The sequence below is a fragment of the Enterococcus sp. AZ011 genome (genome assembly GCF_050548355.1).
Taxonomy (GTDB): Bacteria; Bacillota; Bacilli; order Lactobacillales; family Enterococcaceae; genus Enterococcus; species Enterococcus faecalis.
On record NZ_CP172959.1, the window covers coordinates 1 to 19,321 of the forward strand.

At 38.0% G+C, this 19,321-nt stretch carries 15 protein-coding genes; 14 read left to right on the forward strand and 1 reads right to left on the reverse strand.

What is annotated here, in order from left to right; genetic code table 11:
* The 14 genes from dnaA to IGL36_RS00070 all read left to right on the forward strand — a co-directional run bounded on the left by dnaA (window position 1) and on the right by IGL36_RS00070 (window position 17,274).
* Window positions 1-1,344: a chromosomal replication initiator protein DnaA gene (dnaA, locus tag IGL36_RS00005; RefSeq protein WP_002356013.1), complete on the forward strand. Its 1,344-nt coding sequence runs from the start codon at window positions 1-3 to the stop codon at window positions 1,342-1,344.
* A gap of 201 nt (window positions 1,345-1,545) precedes the next feature.
* Window positions 1,546-2,676: a DNA polymerase III subunit beta gene (gene dnaN, locus IGL36_RS00010; protein ID WP_002356014.1), complete on the forward strand. Its 1,131-nt coding sequence runs from the start codon at window positions 1,546-1,548 to the stop codon at window positions 2,674-2,676.
* A gap of 579 nt (window positions 2,677-3,255) precedes the next feature.
* The gene (yaaA, locus tag IGL36_RS00015) at window positions 3,256-3,501 is read left to right on the forward strand and encodes a S4 domain-containing protein YaaA (protein WP_002356015.1); all 246 of its coding nucleotides are present in this window, start codon (window positions 3,256-3,258) and stop codon (window positions 3,499-3,501) included.
* Window positions 3,488-4,615, forward strand: a complete 1,128-nt coding sequence (gene recF, locus IGL36_RS00020; protein ID WP_002397722.1) for a DNA replication/repair protein RecF — start codon at window positions 3,488-3,490, stop codon at window positions 4,613-4,615. The genes yaaA and recF overlap by 14 nt, the downstream gene beginning before the upstream one ends.
* Complete coding sequence (gyrB, locus tag IGL36_RS00025; RefSeq protein ID WP_002359210.1) at window positions 4,612-6,561, forward strand: DNA topoisomerase (ATP-hydrolyzing) subunit B; 1,950 nt, start codon at window positions 4,612-4,614, stop codon at window positions 6,559-6,561. Before recF ends, gyrB begins: the two co-directional genes overlap by 4 nt.
* A 55-nt stretch (window positions 6,562-6,616) precedes the next feature.
* Complete coding sequence (gyrA, locus tag IGL36_RS00030) at window positions 6,617-9,118, forward strand: DNA gyrase subunit A (RefSeq protein ID WP_002361457.1); 2,502 nt, start codon at window positions 6,617-6,619, stop codon at window positions 9,116-9,118.
* A gap of 174 nt (window positions 9,119-9,292) precedes the next feature.
* Entirely contained in the window at window positions 9,293-9,595 is a 303-nt protein-coding gene (gene rpsF, locus IGL36_RS00035; protein ID WP_002356019.1) for a 30S ribosomal protein S6, read from the forward strand.
* Between the two features lie 44 nt (window positions 9,596-9,639).
* Window positions 9,640-10,206, forward strand: coding sequence for a single-stranded DNA-binding protein (gene ssb, locus IGL36_RS00040; RefSeq protein ID WP_002364599.1), 567 nt, complete (start codon window positions 9,640-9,642; stop codon window positions 10,204-10,206).
* A 25-nt stretch (window positions 10,207-10,231) separates the two neighbouring features.
* Window positions 10,232-10,471: a 30S ribosomal protein S18 gene (gene rpsR / locus IGL36_RS00045; protein WP_002356021.1), complete on the forward strand. Its 240-nt coding sequence runs from the start codon at window positions 10,232-10,234 to the stop codon at window positions 10,469-10,471.
* A 156-nt stretch (window positions 10,472-10,627) separates the two neighbouring features.
* The gene (locus IGL36_RS00050; protein ID WP_002363542.1) at window positions 10,628-12,652 is read left to right on the forward strand and encodes a DHH family phosphoesterase; all 2,025 of its coding nucleotides are present in this window, start codon (window positions 10,628-10,630) and stop codon (window positions 12,650-12,652) included.
* 5 nt (window positions 12,653-12,657) lie between these two features.
* Window positions 12,658-13,110 (forward strand): 50S ribosomal protein L9, encoded by a 453-nt coding sequence (rplI, locus tag IGL36_RS00055; RefSeq protein WP_002356023.1) that lies wholly within the window; start codon window positions 12,658-12,660, stop codon window positions 13,108-13,110.
* Window positions 13,111-13,382: 272 nt separating this feature from the next.
* Window positions 13,383-14,750: a replicative DNA helicase gene (gene dnaB, locus IGL36_RS00060; RefSeq protein WP_002381331.1), complete on the forward strand. Its 1,368-nt coding sequence runs from the start codon at window positions 13,383-13,385 to the stop codon at window positions 14,748-14,750.
* Window positions 14,751-14,987: 237 nt separating this feature from the next.
* Window positions 14,988-16,280 (forward strand): adenylosuccinate synthase, encoded by a 1,293-nt coding sequence (locus tag IGL36_RS00065; protein WP_002359213.1) that lies wholly within the window; start codon window positions 14,988-14,990, stop codon window positions 16,278-16,280.
* Between the two features lie 124 nt (window positions 16,281-16,404).
* Window positions 16,405-17,274: a DegV family protein gene (locus IGL36_RS00070; RefSeq protein ID WP_002359214.1), complete on the forward strand. Its 870-nt coding sequence runs from the start codon at window positions 16,405-16,407 to the stop codon at window positions 17,272-17,274.
* 395 nt (window positions 17,275-17,669) lie between these two features.
* Here IGL36_RS00070 and IGL36_RS00075 read toward each other — a convergent pair whose 3' ends face one another.
* A complete protein-coding gene (locus IGL36_RS00075; protein ID WP_002359215.1) occupies window positions 17,670-19,301 on the reverse strand; it encodes an ABC-F family ATP-binding cassette domain-containing protein in 1,632 nt (543 codons plus the stop codon).
* Between the last annotated feature and the right edge of the window lie 20 nt (window positions 19,302-19,321).

Genomic DNA, 19,321 nt, shown 5'->3' on the forward strand with positions numbered 1-19,321 from the left:
ATGCCCGACGTGGAAAGTTTTTGGCATAGCCTTGAAGAAGCCTATCAAGCGATTTTGTCGGCGCCAAGTTTTGATGCTTGGATTAAAACCACACGCCCTTTGAAATTAGACAACAATCAATTGTGGCTAGAAGTCCCTTCTGCAGTTCATCGTGATTACTGGGAAAAAAATCTTTCGGCAAAAATTGTCGAAACTGGATTTAAATTGACCGGTGCAGAAGTGATGCCCCATTTTGTTGTTGCCGATGAAAAAGACGCAGCACTGGCACAAGAACTCGAAGAACCTGCCGAAGAAGAAGTTGTTTTTAGTGAACAAAGTAAAAAAGCGATGCTTAATCCTAAGTACACTTTCGACACCTTCGTTATTGGTAAAGGAAACCAAATGGCTCATGCTGCAGCGCTTGTTGTTGCCGAGGATCCTGGTTCGATTTACAATCCCCTTTTCTTCTATGGTGGTGTAGGGTTAGGGAAAACCCATTTGATGCATGCTATTGGTCATCAAATGTTAGTGAATCAACCAGATGCCAAAGTCAAATATGTTAGTAGCGAAACGTTTACGAATGAATTTATCAACTCAATTCAAACAAAGACATCCGAACAATTTCGGAAAGAATATCGCAATGTTGACTTATTATTAGTCGATGATATTCAATTTTTGGCGGAAAAAGAAGCAACATTGGAAGAATTTTTCCATACCTTCAACGATCTTTACAATGAAAATAAACAAATTGTTTTAACAAGTGATCGCCCGCCGAATGATATTCCAAAATTACCTGAACGATTAGTTTCTCGCTTTGCTTGGGGTTTGTCTGTCGATATCACCCCGCCTGATTTAGAAACACGGATTGCAATTTTGCGCAAAAAAGCAGATGCCGAGCGTTTAGAAATTCCGGATGATACACTAAGTTATATCGCTGGTCAAATTGATTCCAACATCCGTGAATTAGAGGGTGCTTTGGTCCGCGTTCAAGCCTTTGCAACTATTAATGGAGAAGATATTACCACTAGTTTAGCGGCGGACGCCTTGAAATCTCTAAAATCAGTTGGTAGTAAAAATCAATTGTCCATCTTACAAATTCAAGAAGAAGTATCCAAATATTATCATGTGCCTCTTAAAGATTTAAAAGGGAAAAAACGGGTGAAAACAATTGTGGTTCCTCGTCAAATCTCAATGTATCTTGCTAGAGAAATGACCGACAATTCCTTGCCAAAAATTGGTGCCGAATTTGGCGGCAAAGATCATACAACGGTGATTCATGCGCACGAAAAGATTCAGCAATTATTGGAAAAAGACCCAGCGATTCAAAAAGAAGTCAGTGAAATTAAAAATTTATTGAACTCTTAGGATGTGGAAAACTAAACAAAAAAGAACAAAGTTATCCACAACTTATACACAAGTGGATAACTTAGTAAAATCAATGCTCTTTTGACTTTTCCACAGAATCAACATGCCCTATTACTTTTATTATTTATTTATATATAATATACAAAACAGTGGCGTACAAAATTAGAACGTATTGAAAATACTTAAAAAGGAGTTTACATTATGAAATTAACGGTCAAACGAAGTGTCTTTTTACAAGAATTACAAACTGTTCAACGAGCAATTTCTTCTAAAACAACGATTCCAATCTTAACAGGTGTTAAAATTGTGTTATCAGAAGATGGCTTATCACTTACTGGGAGTAACGCGGATATTTCAATTGAAAGTTTTTTAAGTAAAGACGATGAAAAAGCTCAAATGACCATTGAACGCACAGGTAGCATCGTTTTACAATCTCGTTTCTTTGGCGAAATTATTCGTAAATTACCAGAAGATATGTTCACAATGGAAGTTCTAGATAACAATCAAGTTGCAATTACTTCAGGAAAAGCTGATTTTACGGTTAATGGATTAGATGCGGATAATTATCCGCACTTACCAGTAATTGATACTCAAAACCAAATGAAATTACCTGTTCATTTATTGACAAAAATTATTAGTGAAACAGGTTTTGCTGTATCGATGCACGAAAGTCGTCCAATTTTAACTGGGGTTCACTTTATTTTAGAAAATCAAAAATTACTTGCCGTTGCGACAGATTCACATCGTTTAAGTCAACGTGTGATCCCGACAGAACAAGCAGTAGAAGACTTTAACATTGTAATTCCAGGAAAAAGTTTAACTGAACTTTCTCGTTCATTAACCAATGAAGAAGAAATGGTTGAAATCAGCATTATGGAAAACCAAGTGCTATTTAAAACAGAAACAATGTACTTCTATTCTCGTTTGTTAGAAGGAAATTATCCTGATACCAACCGTTTAATTCCAACTAGCCATAACACGCAAATTGAATTTTATGTACCAGAATTGCTTTCAGCAATCGAACGTGCCTCTTTACTTTCTCATGAAGGACGTAACAATATTGTTCGCCTTTCAATTTCACCAGATTCTGTTGTTTTATATGGAAATTCACCTGAAATTGGAAAAGTCGAAGAAGCTTTAAACTATGAAAATGTTTCTGGTGAAGCGTTGGATATTTCTTTCAACCCAGATTATATGAAAGATGCGTTGCGAGCGTTTGGCGATATGAATATTACCGTGAAATTCCTTTCTCCAATTCGTCCGTTTACATTGGAGCCAACCGAAACAGAACTAGATTTCATTCAACTAATTACACCGGTTCGTACAAATTAATCATGTTTAAAAAAGACCTTCGGAAAATCACTATGATCGCCGAAGGTTCTTTTTTGTCGTCTGTTTAAAGCCGATAAACGCTGCTAGATAAGCTTTTTAAAACTAGAATAGCTTTTACGCTAATATGATTGTGAATGTTTGAACTATCGTTTGAAGAATAAATTCTGCCTTTTTTTCGTGGATAAAGAAAAAAAGCCCTTTAATTTTTCGTTTAAGAGCTGTTCATTTTTTTATGAACATTTCCTAGTGAAAGAAGTTTACGTTGCTTAAAACGACGCTCAGACCTCTACAAGCTACTTTTCTTCATTGCGCGCCCTCTTCGTTTGTCTTTGAGTTACCCCAAATTGTTTTTTAGTTAAACGCTACTCGTCATTTCTGCCAAATCAGGTCCCTTTTTTCTCAAGAAAATATCAATTTCCGTTTTAAAATGCTTTTTAAGAGTTTTTTTATCCTAATAATATTTTCGGTCATTTAGAATTAAAATTGCTTAGAATGAAAATTAGACAGATAAATTTGTTTTCTCTTATGAAAAAGGGTATAATATATATGAGAACGTATTAGAAAAAAGAGGGATGCACATTGAAAAAAACGTTTGTTTTAGCAACTGAGTATATAACGCTTGGTCAGTTTCTTAAAGAAATCAACGTCATTGGTAGTGGCGGCCAAGCCAAATGGTATTTGGCAGATAATAGCGTGTTTGTTGATGGCGAGTTGGAAAATCGTCGCGGACGGAAACTTTATGCGGGCATGATGATTGAGATACCTGAAGAAGGTACTTTTTTTATGGTGAAAAACGGAAACGAGTCCGACGATGCGGCTGAATGAGCTGACACTTCAGCATTATCGTAATTATGAAACAGTCAGCTTAGATTTTCCAAAAACGTTAAATCTTTTTTTAGGCGAAAACGCCCAAGGAAAAACCAACTTGTTAGAAAGCATTTATGTTCTAGCAATGACACGAAGTCATCGAACCAGCAATGAAAAAGAATTAATTGGCTGGGAACAAGCAGCAGCTAAAATTAGCGGCGTGGTTGAAAAAAAGACAGGCACCGTGCCGTTGGAAATTTTAATTTCCAACAAAGGACGTAAAACCAAGGTTAACCACATTGAGCAAAAAAGGCTCAGTGCGTACATTGGGCAACTGAATGTTATTTTATTTGCCCCAGAAGATTTATCTTTGGTGAAAGGCTCACCTCAAGTCCGCCGGAAATTTATTGACATGGAACTCGGACAAGTGAGTCCTATTTATCTTTATGATCTTGTCCAATATCAGACTGTTTTAAAGCAACGGAACCAATACCTAAAACAACTAGCTGAAAAGAAACAAACAGATACTGTTTATCTGGATATTTTGACAGAACAGCTAGCTGAATTTGGCGGGAAAGTTCTATACGCTCGGTTAGGTTTTCTTAAAAAATTAGAACACTGGGCAAACTTACTCCATCAAAAAATTAGTCATGGACGCGAAACGCTCACCATTGACTACGCATCAAGCATCCCAATTGACAACACGGATCTTTCCTTAGAAGCACTTCAAAATCAATTGCTCCAACAATTAATGAACAATCGTAAGCGTGAATTGTTTAAAGCGAATACTTTTTTAGGCCCTCATCGTGACGATTTGCTGTTTATTGTCAATGGTCAAAATGTTCAAACGTATGGCTCACAAGGCCAACAGCGAACGACAGCTTTAAGTATTAAATTGGCAGAGATTGATTTGATGCATTCAGAAACAGGAGAATATCCTGTGTTATTACTAGATGATGTCATGAGTGAATTAGATAATGAACGTCAAATTCACTTGTTAGAAACGATTGAAGGCAAAGTTCAAACGTTCTTAACGACAACTAGTTTAGATCACATAAAAGACAAGCTAACAGTTGAACCAGATATTTTTTATGTTCAACAAGGCAAGATAGAAAGGAATTCAGCGACATGACAGAAGAAGAAAAAAACATGAGAGAACGTGCGCAAGAATATGACGCTAGTCAGATTCAAGTTTTGGAGGGCTTAGAAGCTGTCCGGAAACGTCCTGGTATGTACATAGGTTCTACTAGTGGCGAAGGGTTACACCACTTAGTATGGGAAATCGTTGACAACTCTATCGACGAAGCCTTAGCAGGATTTGCTAAATCAATTCAAGTAATTATCGAACCAGACGATAGTATTACTGTTATCGATGATGGTCGTGGAATTCCAGTCGGGATTCAAGCCAAAACAGGTCGCCCAGCTGTGGAAACAGTGTTTACAGTGCTACATGCCGGCGGGAAATTTGGCGGTGGCGGCTATAAAGTATCAGGTGGCTTGCACGGTGTTGGTTCCTCTGTTGTTAATGCTTTATCGACCAGTTTAGATGTTCGTGTTTATAAAGATGGCAAAGTGTATTACCAAGAATATCGTCGTGGTGCGGTTGTTGATGACCTAAAAGTTATCGAAGAAACGGATCGTCACGGAACTACTGTTCACTTTATTCCAGATCCTGAAATTTTTACAGAAACAACCGTTTATGATTTTGATAAATTAGCAACACGGGTTCGTGAATTAGCCTTTTTAAATCGAGGCTTACACATTTCAATTGAAGACCGTCGTGAAGGACAAGAAGATAAAAAAGAGTATCACTATGAAGGCGGGATTAAGAGTTATGTTGAGCATTTAAATGCCAATAAAGACGTTATTTTCCCAGAGCCAATCTTCATTGAAGGAGAGCAACAAGATATTACAGTGGAAGTGTCAATGCAGTATACAGATGGCTACCACTCAAATATTTTAAGTTTTGCCAACAATATTCATACTTATGAAGGCGGAACGCATGAATCTGGTTTTAAAACTTCTTTAACACGTGTGATTAATGACTATGCACGTAAACAAAAATTGATGAAAGAAAACGATGAAAAATTAACTGGGGAAGATGTTCGTGAAGGTTTAACTGCAGTGGTTTCCATCAAACATCCAGATCCTCAATTTGAAGGACAAACCAAAACGAAATTAGGGAACTCAGAAGTACGGACCGTTACGGATCGTTTATTCTCAGAATACTTTACAAAATTCTTAATGGAAAATCCAACAGTCGGCAAACAAATTGTCGAAAAAGGTATGTTGGCCTCAAAAGCTCGTTTAGCCGCTAAAAGAGCCCGTGAAGTCACCCGTCGTAAAGGCGCGTTAGAAATTAGCAACTTGCCAGGGAAGCTGGCTGATTGCTCAAGTAAAGATCCGGAAAAATGCGAATTATTTATCGTCGAAGGAGACTCGGCAGGCGGTTCAGCAAAACAAGGACGTAGCCGTGAATTCCAAGCCATTTTACCAATTCGTGGGAAAATCTTGAATGTTGAGAAAGCCAGCATGGATAAAATTTTAGCCAATGAAGAAATTCGGTCATTATTTACAGCTATGGGAACAGGCTTCGGCGAAGATTTCGATGTTTCTAAAGCACGTTATCACAAACTAGTGATTATGACCGATGCCGATGTCGATGGTGCGCATATTCGAACGTTGTTATTAACCTTGTTCTATCGCTTCATGCGGCCAATTGTTGAAGCTGGTTATGTGTATATTGCCCAACCACCACTATATGGTGTGAAACAAGGGAAAAACATCACCTACGTTCAACCGGGCAAACATGCTGAAGAGGAACTAGCAAAAGTGTTAGAAGAATTACCTGCTTCACCAAAACCAAGTGTTCAACGTTACAAAGGGTTGGGTGAAATGGATGATCACCAACTTTGGGAAACAACAATGGACCCAGAAAAACGATTAATGGCGCGAGTGAGTGTCGATGATGCCATTGAAGCTGACCAAATTTTTGAAATGCTAATGGGCGATCGTGTGGAACCACGTCGTGCGTTTATCGAAGAAAATGCCCATTACGTGAAAAACTTGGATATTTAATGTGTCGCAACGTTGTAAGAGACGCTAGAACATATATTTAGAGGGGAAAAAATTCATGAGTGAAGAAATTAAAGAAAACATTCAAGACGTCAATCTGACCAGCGAAATGAAAGAATCTTTCATTGACTACGCAATGAGTGTTATCGTAGCCCGCGCGTTACCTGACGTTCGTGACGGTTTAAAACCTGTTCATCGCCGAATCTTATATGGAATGAACGAATTAGGGGTAACCCCTGATAAACCACACAAAAAATCAGCCCGGATTGTTGGGGATGTTATGGGTAAATATCACCCCCATGGGGACAGTGCGATTTACGAATCAATGGTGCGGATGGCACAACCTTTTAGTTATCGGGCTATGTTAGTTGACGGCCACGGAAACTTCGGTTCTGTCGATGGTGACGGCGCTGCCGCTATGCGTTATACCGAAGCACGTATGAGTAAAATTGCTTTAGAAATGCTACGAGATATTAACAAAAATACAGTCGATTTCCAAGGAAACTATGATGATTCAGAACAAGAACCAGTAGTTTTACCTGCTCGTTTTCCAAACTTACTAGTTAACGGAACAACGGGGATTGCGGTGGGGATGGCAACAAACATTCCACCACACAATTTAAGTGAAGTGATTGATGCAACAAGTTTATTGATGGACAATCCTGATGTAACGACGAATGAATTGATGGAAGTGTTACCTGGACCAGATTTTCCAACAGGCGGTTTAGTGATGGGGAAATCAGGGATTCGCCGAGCATATGAAACAGGGAAAGGTTCGATTACTGTTCGTGCAAAAGTTGAATTGACTGAAATGCCGAATGGAAAAGAACGTATTTTAGTAACTGAATTGCCTTATATGGTGAATAAAGCCAAATTAATCGAACGAATTTCTGAATTACACAGAGATAAACGAATTGAAGGAATTACTGATTTGCGGGATGAATCTTCTCGTGAAGGCATGCGGATTGTCATCGATGTTCGTCGAGATGTGAGTGCCTCTGTTGTGTTAAACAACTTGTACAAAATGACTGCCTTACAAACATCTTTTGGTTTTAACATGTTAGCCATCGAAAAAGGCGTACCGAAAATTTTAAGCTTGAAACGTATTTTAGAAAATTACGTCGAGCACCAAAAAGAAGTCATTACTCGCCGGACGATTTTTGACAAAAACAAAGCAGAAGCACGGGCGCATATTTTAGAAGGTCTACGAATTGCCTTAGATCATATCGATGAAATCATTGCCATTATCCGTGGATCACAATCAGATGACGAAGCAAAAGCAACGTTAATTGAACGCTTTGAATTTTCAGATCGTCAAGCGCAAGCAATTTTAGATATGCGTTTACGCCGTTTAACAGGCTTAGAACGCGACAAAATTGAAAATGAATATCAAGAGCTATTGAAATTCATTGCGGACTTAGAGGACATTTTAGCCCGCCCAGAACGCGTCATTGAAATCATTAAAACAGAGTTAAATGACGTTCGCACAAAATTTGGTGATGCACGACGCACAGAATTATTAGTAGGTGAAGTCTTAAGTCTTGAAGATGAAGATTTAATCGAAGAAGAAGAAGTCGTGATTACATTAACCAATAACGGCTACATTAAGCGGATGGCAAACTCCGAATTCCGGGCGCAACGCCGCGGCGGACGTGGTGTCCAAGGGATGGGCGTTCACGATGATGATTTCGTGAAAAACCTAGTTTCTTGTTCAACACACGACACGTTATTATTCTTTACGAACACTGGGAAAGTTTACCGAGCAAAAGGTTACGAAATCCCTGAATACGGTAGAACAGCAAAAGGAATTCCAGTGATTAACTTACTGGGAATTGATTCTGCAGAAAAAATTCAAGCGATTATTTCTGTTGAGGGCAAAGCGGAAGCAGGTAAATACTTGTTCTTCACAACCTTAAAAGGAACCGTCAAACGGACAGCCGTAACAGCCTTTTCTAATATCCGTAGTAATGGATTAATCGCCATTAGCTTAAAAGAAGATGATGAGTTAGTTAACGTGGTAACGACTAATGGCAATCAGAAGATGATTATCGGAACACATGCAGGATACTCTGTCACATTTGATGAAAATACTGTACGTGATATGGGCCGGACAGCATCAGGCGTTCGGGGAATCCGTCTCCGCGAAAATGATTATGTGGTCGGCGCAGCGATTCTGGATGAAAATAAAGAAGTCCTAGTCATTACTGAAAATGGTTATGGTAAGCGTACAAAAGCTTCTGAATATCCAGTTAAAGGACGTGGCGGTAAAGGGATTAAGACAGCAAATATCACTGAGAAAAATGGTCCATTAGCTGGTTTAACCACGGTCAATGGGGATGAAGATATCTTATTGATTACGAACAAAGGCGTCATTATCCGCTTTAACGTTGATTCTGTTTCTCAAACAGGACGCGCAACATTAGGGGTTCGTTTAATGAGAATGGAAGATGGTGCCAAAGTGGTAACAATGGCTGTTGTAGAACCAGAAGAAGTGGAAGAAGAAATCGTTGAAGTTGTAGAAACAACAGAAAACGAAACAACATCAGAAACAGAAGAATAACATAAAAAAGTTTCGCCAGTTGGCGAAACTTTTTTATTGGGGCTTTTCAAAACTATTTCTTGCTTTTGTCCATCAATTAGCATATAATTAGAGATTGTGAACTACCTTTTTAGGTATGTTCTCCTTGCTCTTAGCCAACTAAGAGCCTTGAAGTCCATAGGGAGGTGAAAATCAATGAGTCAAGATACGAAGTACGAAATCATGTACATTATTCGTCCGAACATTGATGAAGAAGCAAAAACTGCTTTAGTAGAACGTTTCGACACAATCTTAAAAGATAACGGAGCAGAAGTTATCGAATCTAAAGATTGGGAAAAACGCCGCTTAGCATATGAAATGAACGGATTCCGTGAAGGCATCTATCATATCGTTAATGTTACTTCTCCATCAACAGCTGGCGCAATCAACGAGTTTGATCGTTTAGCAAAAATCAATGACGATATTATCCGTCATATGATCGTGAAGGTAGAAGCATAATTTGTTTCACATGAAACATTTATTGACGAAAGGAGATGTTTTGAATGATTAATAACGTTGTATTAGTCGGAAGATTGACAAAAGATCCTGACTTACGTTACACCGCTAGTGGTTCAGCTGTTGCGACCTTTACACTTGCTGTAAACCGTAACTTTACGAATCAAAATGGTGACCGTGAAGCAGACTTTATCAACTGTGTGATTTGGCGTAAACCCGCAGAAACAATGGCTAATTATGCCCGTAAAGGTACATTATTAGGTGTTGTCGGAAGAATTCAAACTCGTAACTACGAGAACCAACAAGGTCAACGTGTCTACGTAACTGAAGTGGTTTGTGAAAACTTCCAATTGTTAGAATCTCGTTCTGCTTCAGAACAAAGAGGAACTGGCGGCGGTAGCTTTAATAACAACGAAAATGGTTATCAATCACAAAATCGTAGCTTTGGTAATAACAATGCCGGTTCTGGATTTAATAACAACAACAATAGTTTCAATCCATCATCTTCTCAGTCGCAAAACAATAACGGTATGCCTGATTTCGATAAAGATTCTGATCCATTTGGTGGCTCAGGTTCATCTATCGACATTTCAGATGATGATTTACCATTCTAAACGAATTTGATAGGAGGGAACAAGAATGGCACAACAAAGAAGAGGCGGACGTAAACGTCGGAAAGTCGACTACATCGCAGCAAACCACATCGAATACATCGACTATAAAGATACTGAATTGTTAAAACGATTCATTTCAGAACGTGGCAAAATTTTACCACGTCGTGTTACAGGTACTGGCGCTAAAAACCAACGTAAATTAACGATTGCTATTAAACGCGCACGTATCATGGGATTATTACCATTCGTTAGTGACGAACAATAATTTTATGACAATTTCCAGAACCAAAGAGCTTGCTCTTTGGTTCTTTTTTATCTTGACTAGTGTTTCACGTGAAACATAACAAGGTTCGCAGAATGAAGTGTTTTGTGATAAAATAAGGGATGAAATAACTAGTGAATCACCAGAGCAATATGCTCGTTGGAACAAGTCGCCTCAAAGGTCTGCAGAAAGATTGGAGGCAAAAAAATGCAAAAGAAGAGAATTCAAAAAAACGGTTTCTTAATTGTTGTGGGTCTTCTCTTAGTAGAATTTCTCCTCTATTTCTTACTAACAAATAAATGGCTGCTATTGGCGGTAATTATCGCATTAGATATCTTTCTCTTAGTGGTTATTCGGCTGTTGATTAGAGATGTAGAAATTACGAACGTAGAAAAGATTCAAGAAGCAAGTTCCATTGCTGAACAATCGTTGGATTATGTTGTAAATGAAGTACCTGTGGGAATTATTACGTATAACGGGGAAACACGCGCGGTAGAATGGCTTAATCCTTATGCTGCTTCTATTTTTAATAAAGACAATCAGCTAACGTTAACCGCTAGCCAAGTGACGTCTTATTTAGAATTAGCAGAACGAAACCAAGATATTTTTACGATTGACGAAAATACCTATCGCTTTAGCGTCAATAAAGAACAACATACAATTACTTTTGAAGATATCACTAAAGAAAGTAATTTGTATCAAGAAAAAGTCGAAATGCAAACGGCTATTGGCATTGTGTCTGTCGATAATTATGATGATGTCACCGATACAATGGATGAGAAAGAAATTTCTTATTTGAATAGTTTCATTACGACGATGGTTTCTGATTGGATGGACCAATACAAAGTTTTTTATAAGCGAATCAACGCAGAACGTTATTTTTTCATTGCCCAATGGGAAGATATTCAAAAAATGATGGACGAAAAATTTTCTATTTTGGATACGATCCGTAAGGAATCAGCTAACCATGAAGTAGCCATTACGTTAAGCATGGGGATTGCTTATGGGGGGCCAACCTTAGATCAAACCGGGACCACGGCTCAAACGAACCTAGATACAGCTTTAGTACGTGGCGGCGATCAAGTGGTTGTAAAAGAAGCCAAAGATGAAGCGAAGCCGTTATTTTTTGGTGGAAAAACGGCAGTAACGACGAAACGTTCCCAAGTACGTTCTCGCGCAATGAGCATGGCAATTAAGGGAATTATTGCGGAATCAGCTGACATCTATATTATGGGCCATCGTTATCCAGATATGGATGCGTTAGGTTCAGCATTTGGTGTTGCTCGTTTAGCCTCGTTTAATAATCGAAAAGCGTGGATTGTTTTAGATGAAAATGAAATCATTCCCGATGTCAAAAGAGTGTTAGAGGCGATTAAAGAGTACCCAGAATTAGAAGAGCGCATTATTAGTCCTAAAGAGGCCATGAAGCGCAAGAAAGAAAGTAGCTTATTAGTTATGGTAGATTACCATAAACCGTCTCTATCGATCTCACAAGAGCTCTATGAGCGTTTTGATAAAGTAGTAATCATTGATCACCATCGACGAGGAGACGAATTTCCAGCAAAACCCTTGCTTTCTTATATTGAATCTTCTGCCTCTTCTGCTTCAGAATTAGTCACAGAATTGATCGAATACCAAAGTAATAGCGCAAATAAACTGCAGGCCTTTGAAGCAACCATGATGTTGGCGGGAATTGTGGTTGATACGAAAAGTTTCAATACACGAACGACGGCGCGAACATTTGATGTGGCTAGTTATTTACGAACTTGTGGAGCAGACTCATCTTTAGTACAATATCTATTAAGTTCTGATCTTACAAGCTATCTGGAAATGAACAACTTAATCTCTAAAAGCGAATATGTCACAAAAGATACCGTCGTTGTTGCAGGGAGTGAAGACAAAGAATATGATAGTGTCACAGCTGCCAAAACAGCGGACACATTACTTTCTATGGCAGGGATTAATGCAGCATTTGTCATTACCAAGCGGACGGATCAACAGATTGGCATTAGTGCTCGGAGTAATGGTTCAATTAATGTCCAAATTATTATGGAAAATTTAGGTGGTGGCGGTCACTTTACTAATGCGGCAGTACAATTATCAAACGTAACAGTAGCAGAAGTAAAAGAGCAACTACTTGATGTAATTCGTCAAAATATTAATGAAATGTATGAACAGGAGTGAAGGAAATGAAAGTCATTTTTTTACAAGACGTTAAAGGAAAAGGAAAAAAAGGGGACGTAAAAGAAGTGCCAACTGGTTACGCCCAAAACTTTTTAATTAAAAATGGTTATGCGAAAGAAGCCAATAAAGGGAGCATGAGTGCATTAGCGGGTCAAAAGAAAGCCCAAGAAAAACATGAAGCAGAAGTTTTAGCACAAGCAAAAGAAATGCAAGCCTTTTTAGAAGATGAAAAGACTGTTGTAGAGATCAAGGCAAAAGCTGGAGAAGACAGCCGTTTATTTGGCTCAATTCCTTCAAAACAAATTGCAGAAGCCTTAAACAAACAATACAATGTAAAATTGGATAAACGCAAAATCGAATTAGCCAACCCAATTCGTTCTCTAGGTTACACTAACGTACCAGTCAAACTACATCATGAAGTTACAGCGAAAATTAAGGTTCATGTCGTAGCGGAATGATACAATCGATAAAAAAGAAGCCGATTTCTCCGGCTTCTTTTTTATGCCAAATAAATTACTCTAATTATTTTTATAATATTTAAAAATCAAATATACAACAATTTAAATTAACGAAAGTATTATATTTTTATTAATTGTATATTTTTTAAAATTGGGAAGTGAACTAAAAATAGAGAAATCAGCAGAGAAAAAATGTACTTTTTTTAATGAAATTGTGTTAAAATGGATAGACTAAATGAACCAGAAAGTAAGACATCGTGGGAGAGAACAAAATGAATGAATTATTGCAAGATAGGGTACCGCCACAAAATATTGAAGCGGAACAAGCCGTTTTAGGTTCTATTTTCTTAGATGCAGATGTGCTAATAGAAGCGATGGAATATGTGGAACCTAAAGATTTCTATCGTCGTAGTCATCAGTTGATTTTCCAAACGATGATGACCTTAAGCGACCGAAATGAAGCGATTGATGTGGTAACAATCAAAGATCGCCTAGAACAAGAGAATTTGTTAGAAGATGTTGGTGGACTAAGTTATCTGTCAGATTTAGCTTTAGCTGTGCCGACAGCTGCCAATGTCATTTATTATGCAAAAATTGTTGAACAAAAATCGTTGCTGCGCAACTTAATCCAAACTGCTACAGAGATTGTAACTAAAGGCTTTGAGCAAGGTGAAGATGTTGAATCTATTTTGGATGATGCAGAACGAAGCATTTTAGAAGTCTCTGAAAAGCGGAATCGCAGTGGCTTTTTATCAATTTCAGATGTTCTAAATACAACTATTGCGAATATTGACCAATTATACCAAAATGATGAAGAGATTACTGGTTTACCTACAGGCTATCAAGCATTGGATAAAATGACTGCCGGCTTGCAAGCGGAAGAGCTAATTATTTTAGCGGCCCGTCCAGCGGTAGGGAAAACCGCTTTTGCATTAAATATTGCCCAAAATGTCGGCACCAAAACAGATAAAGCTGTCGCTATTTTTAGTTTAGAAATGGGGGCAGAATCATTAGTGAACCGGATGCTTTGTGCAGAAGGATCCATTGAGGCCAGCCATTTAAGAACAGGACAATTATCTGAAGAAGAATGGCAAAACTTAATTATTGCGATGGGTAGTTTGTCCCGTGCGAATATCTATATTGATGACACACCAGGGATTAAAATTACCGAAATTCGTGCGAAATGTCGTAAATTAGCACAAGAAAAAGGCAACTTAGGTCTAATTTTGATCGACTACCTACAATTGATTGAAGGAACTGGAAAAGAGAACCGCCAACAGGAGGTTTCTGATATTTCACGTCAATTAAAAAAATTAGCGAAAGAATTAAAAGTCCCGGTTATCGCTTTGTCACAGCTTTCTCGTGGCGTGGAACAACGTCAAGATAAACGTCCTGTGTTAAGTGATATTCGTGAATCAGGTTCCATTGAACAAGATGCCGATATCGTTGCCTTTCTTTATCGTGATGATTACTACGATCGTGGTGAAGGAGAAGACGGCGATCATGAGCCACCAGAAGTGGACAATGTTGTAGAAGTTATCATTGAGAAAAACCGTAGTGGTGCGCGTGGAACGGTCGAATTACTTTTCATTAAAGAATATAATAAATTTTCTTCGCTTTCGCCGAGGACAGAATTTTAAAAAAACGAACTCATTTTTTGAGTTCGTTTTTTTGCTTATTAAGGGATTAAAATCAGAGAGTAAAACACGAACAATATTCGTATATTTTATTATTTTACAAAAACATAGCTAAAAATGTTCGTATTTTTGACAGAAACGCTTTTTATTGTGAAAGAATATTCGATTTTTACCCTTGAAAGGGACTGGTTTTACTGGTACAATGATTCAGGACAAAAAAATTATGAACGAGGTGTTCGAATGTCATCAGTAGTAGTTGTTGGAACGCAATGGGGCGACGAAGGTAAAGGAAAAATTACAGACTTTCTAAGTGAAAACGCAGAAGTGATCGCTCGTTACCAAGGCGGAGATAACGCCGGACATACCATTAAATTCGACGGCGTAACGTATAAATTACATTTAATTCCTTCAGGGATTTTCTATAAAGAAAAAATTAGTGTAATTGGTAACGGCGTAGTTGTGAATCCAAAATCTTTAGTAAAAGAATTAGCTTATTTAAAAGAAAATAATGTTGCCACTGATAATTTACGTATTTCAGATCGTGCCCATGTCATCTTGCCGTATCATATTAAATTGGATCAATTGCAAGAAGATGCGAAAGGTGAAAACAAGATTGGGACAACGATTAAAGGAATTGGCCCAGCCTACATGGATAAAGCAGCACGGGTGGGAATCCGTATCGCTGATTTATTGGATAAAGAAATTTTTGCGGAACGTTTGCAAATCAACTTAGAAGAAAAAAATCGTCAATTCGTTAAAATGTTTGATAGCGAAGCCATTGAATTTGATGATATTTTTGAAGAATACTATGAATACGGACAACAAATTAAACAATATGTTACAGATACTTCGGTTATTTTAAACGATGCATTAGATGCTGGAAAACGGGTTTTATTTGAAGGGGCACAAGGTGTCATGTTGGATATCGATCAAGGAACCTATCCATTTGTTACTTCCTCTAATCCAGTAGCTGGTGGCGTAACTATCGGTAGTGGCGTTGGTCCATCAAAAATTAATAAAGTGGTTGGTGTCTGCAAAGCGTACACTTCACGTGTCGGTGACGGCCCATTCCCAACAGAATTATTTGATGAAACAGGGGAAACCATTCGTCGTGTCGGTAAAGAATACGGAACAACAACAGGACGTCCGCGTCGTGTTGGTTGGTTTGATTCAGTAGTCATGCGTCATTCAAAACGTGTATCAGGGATTACGAACTTGTCATTAAACTCGATTGACGTGTTAAGTGGTTTAGAAACGGTGAAAATTTGTACAGCTTATGAACTTGATGGTGAATTAATTTATCATTATCCAGCAAGCTTGAAAGAATTAAGCCGCTGTAAACCAGTTTATGAAGAATTACCAGGTTGGTCTGAAGATATCACTGGTTGCAAAACTTTAGCCGATTTACCAGCTAATGCTCGTAACTACGTGCATCGGATTTCAGAATTAGTTGGTGTGCGCATTTCAACATTCTCTGTAGGTCCAGACCGTAACCAAACGAACGTTTTAGAAAGCGTTTGGGCACAAATTTAAGCAGATTTTTAAGGGAACGTAAAGGATGGCTTATGCCAGTTCAGCCTTTACGTTCTTTTTTAATTTTATATAAAAATGAAAAACTATGGTAAAATAAAAGAAAACATGAAGGGGGCAATTGTCCGTGAATTATCAATTAGTGACAGATTCTTGTTGTGACTTGCCGTATACATACTTAAAAGAAAACCAAGTACCTTTTATTAGCATGAATATTCAAATTGACGGGAAAGAATATCGCGATGATTTAGGTGAAACGTTTGATTATCAGAACTTCTTAACGGCCATTAAAAATGGAAGTATGCCCACTACCTCTCAAGTTAATGTGGGACGCTACAATGAATTTTTCCGTCCTTTTGTGGAGCAAGGGTTACCGGTGATTTATTTAGCTTTTTCATCTGGGTTAAGTGGCTCTTATCAAAGTGCGTTGCAATCAGTAGAGATGTTAAAAGAAGAGTACGATAATGTAGAAATTCATATTATTGATACAAAAGCAGCTAGCTTAGGTCAAGGGATGTTAGTCCGAGAAGCCATTCGATTACAAACAGATGGTCATTCATTAGGAGAAGTTGTTGCCTATCTTGAAGAGCAAAAAATGAAACTTCACTCGTGGGTAACGGTAGATGATTTAAAACATTTAGAACGTGGCGGACGGATTTCTAAAACAGCGGCTGCACTTGGTGGCTTAATGAACATTAAACCAATTATTCGCGTGGATGCGGCGGGCAAACTAGCATCCGTTGGTAAAACTCGTGGACGAAACAAGTCCTTGCAAAAGATTGCGCAAGAAACGATTCAAGGCATTGTAGAGCCAATGAAACAAACACTGTTGATTGCATATGCGGGAACGAAAGATGACGCGGAAAAAGTCAAAGAATTAATTGAAAAAGAAATAGAGGTTAATGAGATACTGATTTATCCTCTAGGCCCCACCATTACTAGTCATACTGGAATAGGTTGTATTGCTGTGTTTTCTTTTGGTGAAAAAAGAAAATAAAAAATGAGCCTGGGACAAAAATCCAAAGTGATTTTTGTCCCAGGCTTAAAAATTGATAAACGGCGGGAACAGAAGCAACACTACGCGTTGCTCCGATCTCAACAACTTCTAAGAGCTAAAGCTCTAAGAGTTGAAGGTCCTTCGGAAATAAGCCGAAATTGTTGAGAATCACGAAGAACGTAGTGATTCGATGATGAACAATACCTACTTGGTCTCCAAAAATTATAGAACACCGGGTAGGTATCATGCAACATCAACTCGTTCCTCGTTGTGTTTTATGACAATTTTCGGAAATTCCTTCTTATTGCTGAGAAACACTATTTGCAAAGTAAATAGATGTTGAACAGTACCTACTTGGTTCTCGGAGTTAAACGCTTCTGTCCCGACCTCATTTTTTAATAATCTGAACTGAATAAAACGTCCATTTGTTTTTGAATTTCTGGGTTTTCCAAGAATTCATCATAGGTTGTTTCTGCCCGATCAATGACCCCTTTATCAGAAACAGCAATAATTCGGTTCGCTAATGTTTGGATAAATTGGTGGTCATGTGAAGCAAAAAGAATTGAACCAGTGAAAGCCATCAACCCATCATTTAATGCAGTGATTGATTCTAAGTCTAAGTGATTCGTTGGATCATCTAAAACTAAGACATTGGCTTTGGAAAGCATTAATTTTGAAAGCATGACACGCACTTTTTCGCCTCCGGAAAGAACATTGACTGGTTTTAGTACCTCTTCACCAGAGAATAACATCCGACCTAAGAAACTACGTAAGAACGTATTGTCATCTTCTTCTTTACCAGCAAATTGACGTAACCAATCTAAAATGGTTAATGGCTCTTCAAAGTCTTTGCTGTTGTCTTTTGGTAAATAAGCTTGGCTAGTTGTAACGCCCCAACGAACAGAACCTGTATCGGGAGTAATTTCGCCCATAATCACTTTGAATAACGTAGTCGTTGTAATATCTGAGTCAGCGATGAATGCCACTTTATCATCTTTTGTTAAGTTGAACGAGATATTATCTAAGATTTTTTTGCCATCAATCGTTACAGAGACATTTTCAACTTGTAATAAGTCATTGCCGATTTCACGTTCTGGTGTAAAACCAACGAATGGATAACGACGAGAGGAAGGTTGAATGTCATCTAAGGTAATTTTATCTAACATTTTTTTACGAGACGTTGCTTGTTTTGATTTTGAGGCATTGGCGCTAAAACGAGCGATAAAGTCTTGTAATTCTTTGATTTGTTCTTCTTTTTTGGCATTAGATTGTGCTTGCAATTTTGTCGCTAGTTGGCTTGATTCCAACCAGAAATCATAGTTACCAACGTAAAGTTTGATTTTACTAAAGTCTAAATCTGCCATGTGAGTGCAGACTTTGTTTAGGAAATGACGGTCATGGGAAACCACGATAACGGTATTTTCAAAGTTGATTAAAAATTCTTCTAACCAATTGATTGAGCGAGTGTCTAAACCATTTGTCGGCTCGTCTAATAGTAAGACATCTGGTTTGCCAAAAAGAGATTGAGCTAATAATACTTTGACTTTTTGACCAGCTGTTAATTCGCTCATTTTTTGATCATGTAATTCTTCTGGAATGTTTAGCCCTTGGAGTAAAACAGCTGCTTCAGGTTCTGCTTCCCAACCGTCAAGTTCAGCAAATTCGCCTTCTAGTTCTGCGGCACGAATCCCATCTTCATCTGAAAAATCTTCTTTCATATAGATAGCATCTTTTTCTTTCATTACTTCGTAAAGACGTTTATGTCCCATAATTACAGTTTCTAAAACAGTGTAGTCTTCGTAGTCAAAGTGATTTTGTTTCAGCGTCGCTAGTCGCTCATTAGGACCCATTGAAACCACGCCAGTTGTCGGTTGAATCTCACCTGATAAAATTTTAAGAAACGTTGATTTTCCTGCACCGTTTGCGCCGATTAAGCCGTAACAGTTGCCAGGAGTAAATTTAATATTCACTTCTTCAAAAAGTTTACGATCTGGAAATTGTAAACTTACATCATTAACAGTAATCAATTGTTTTCCTCGCTTTTAAT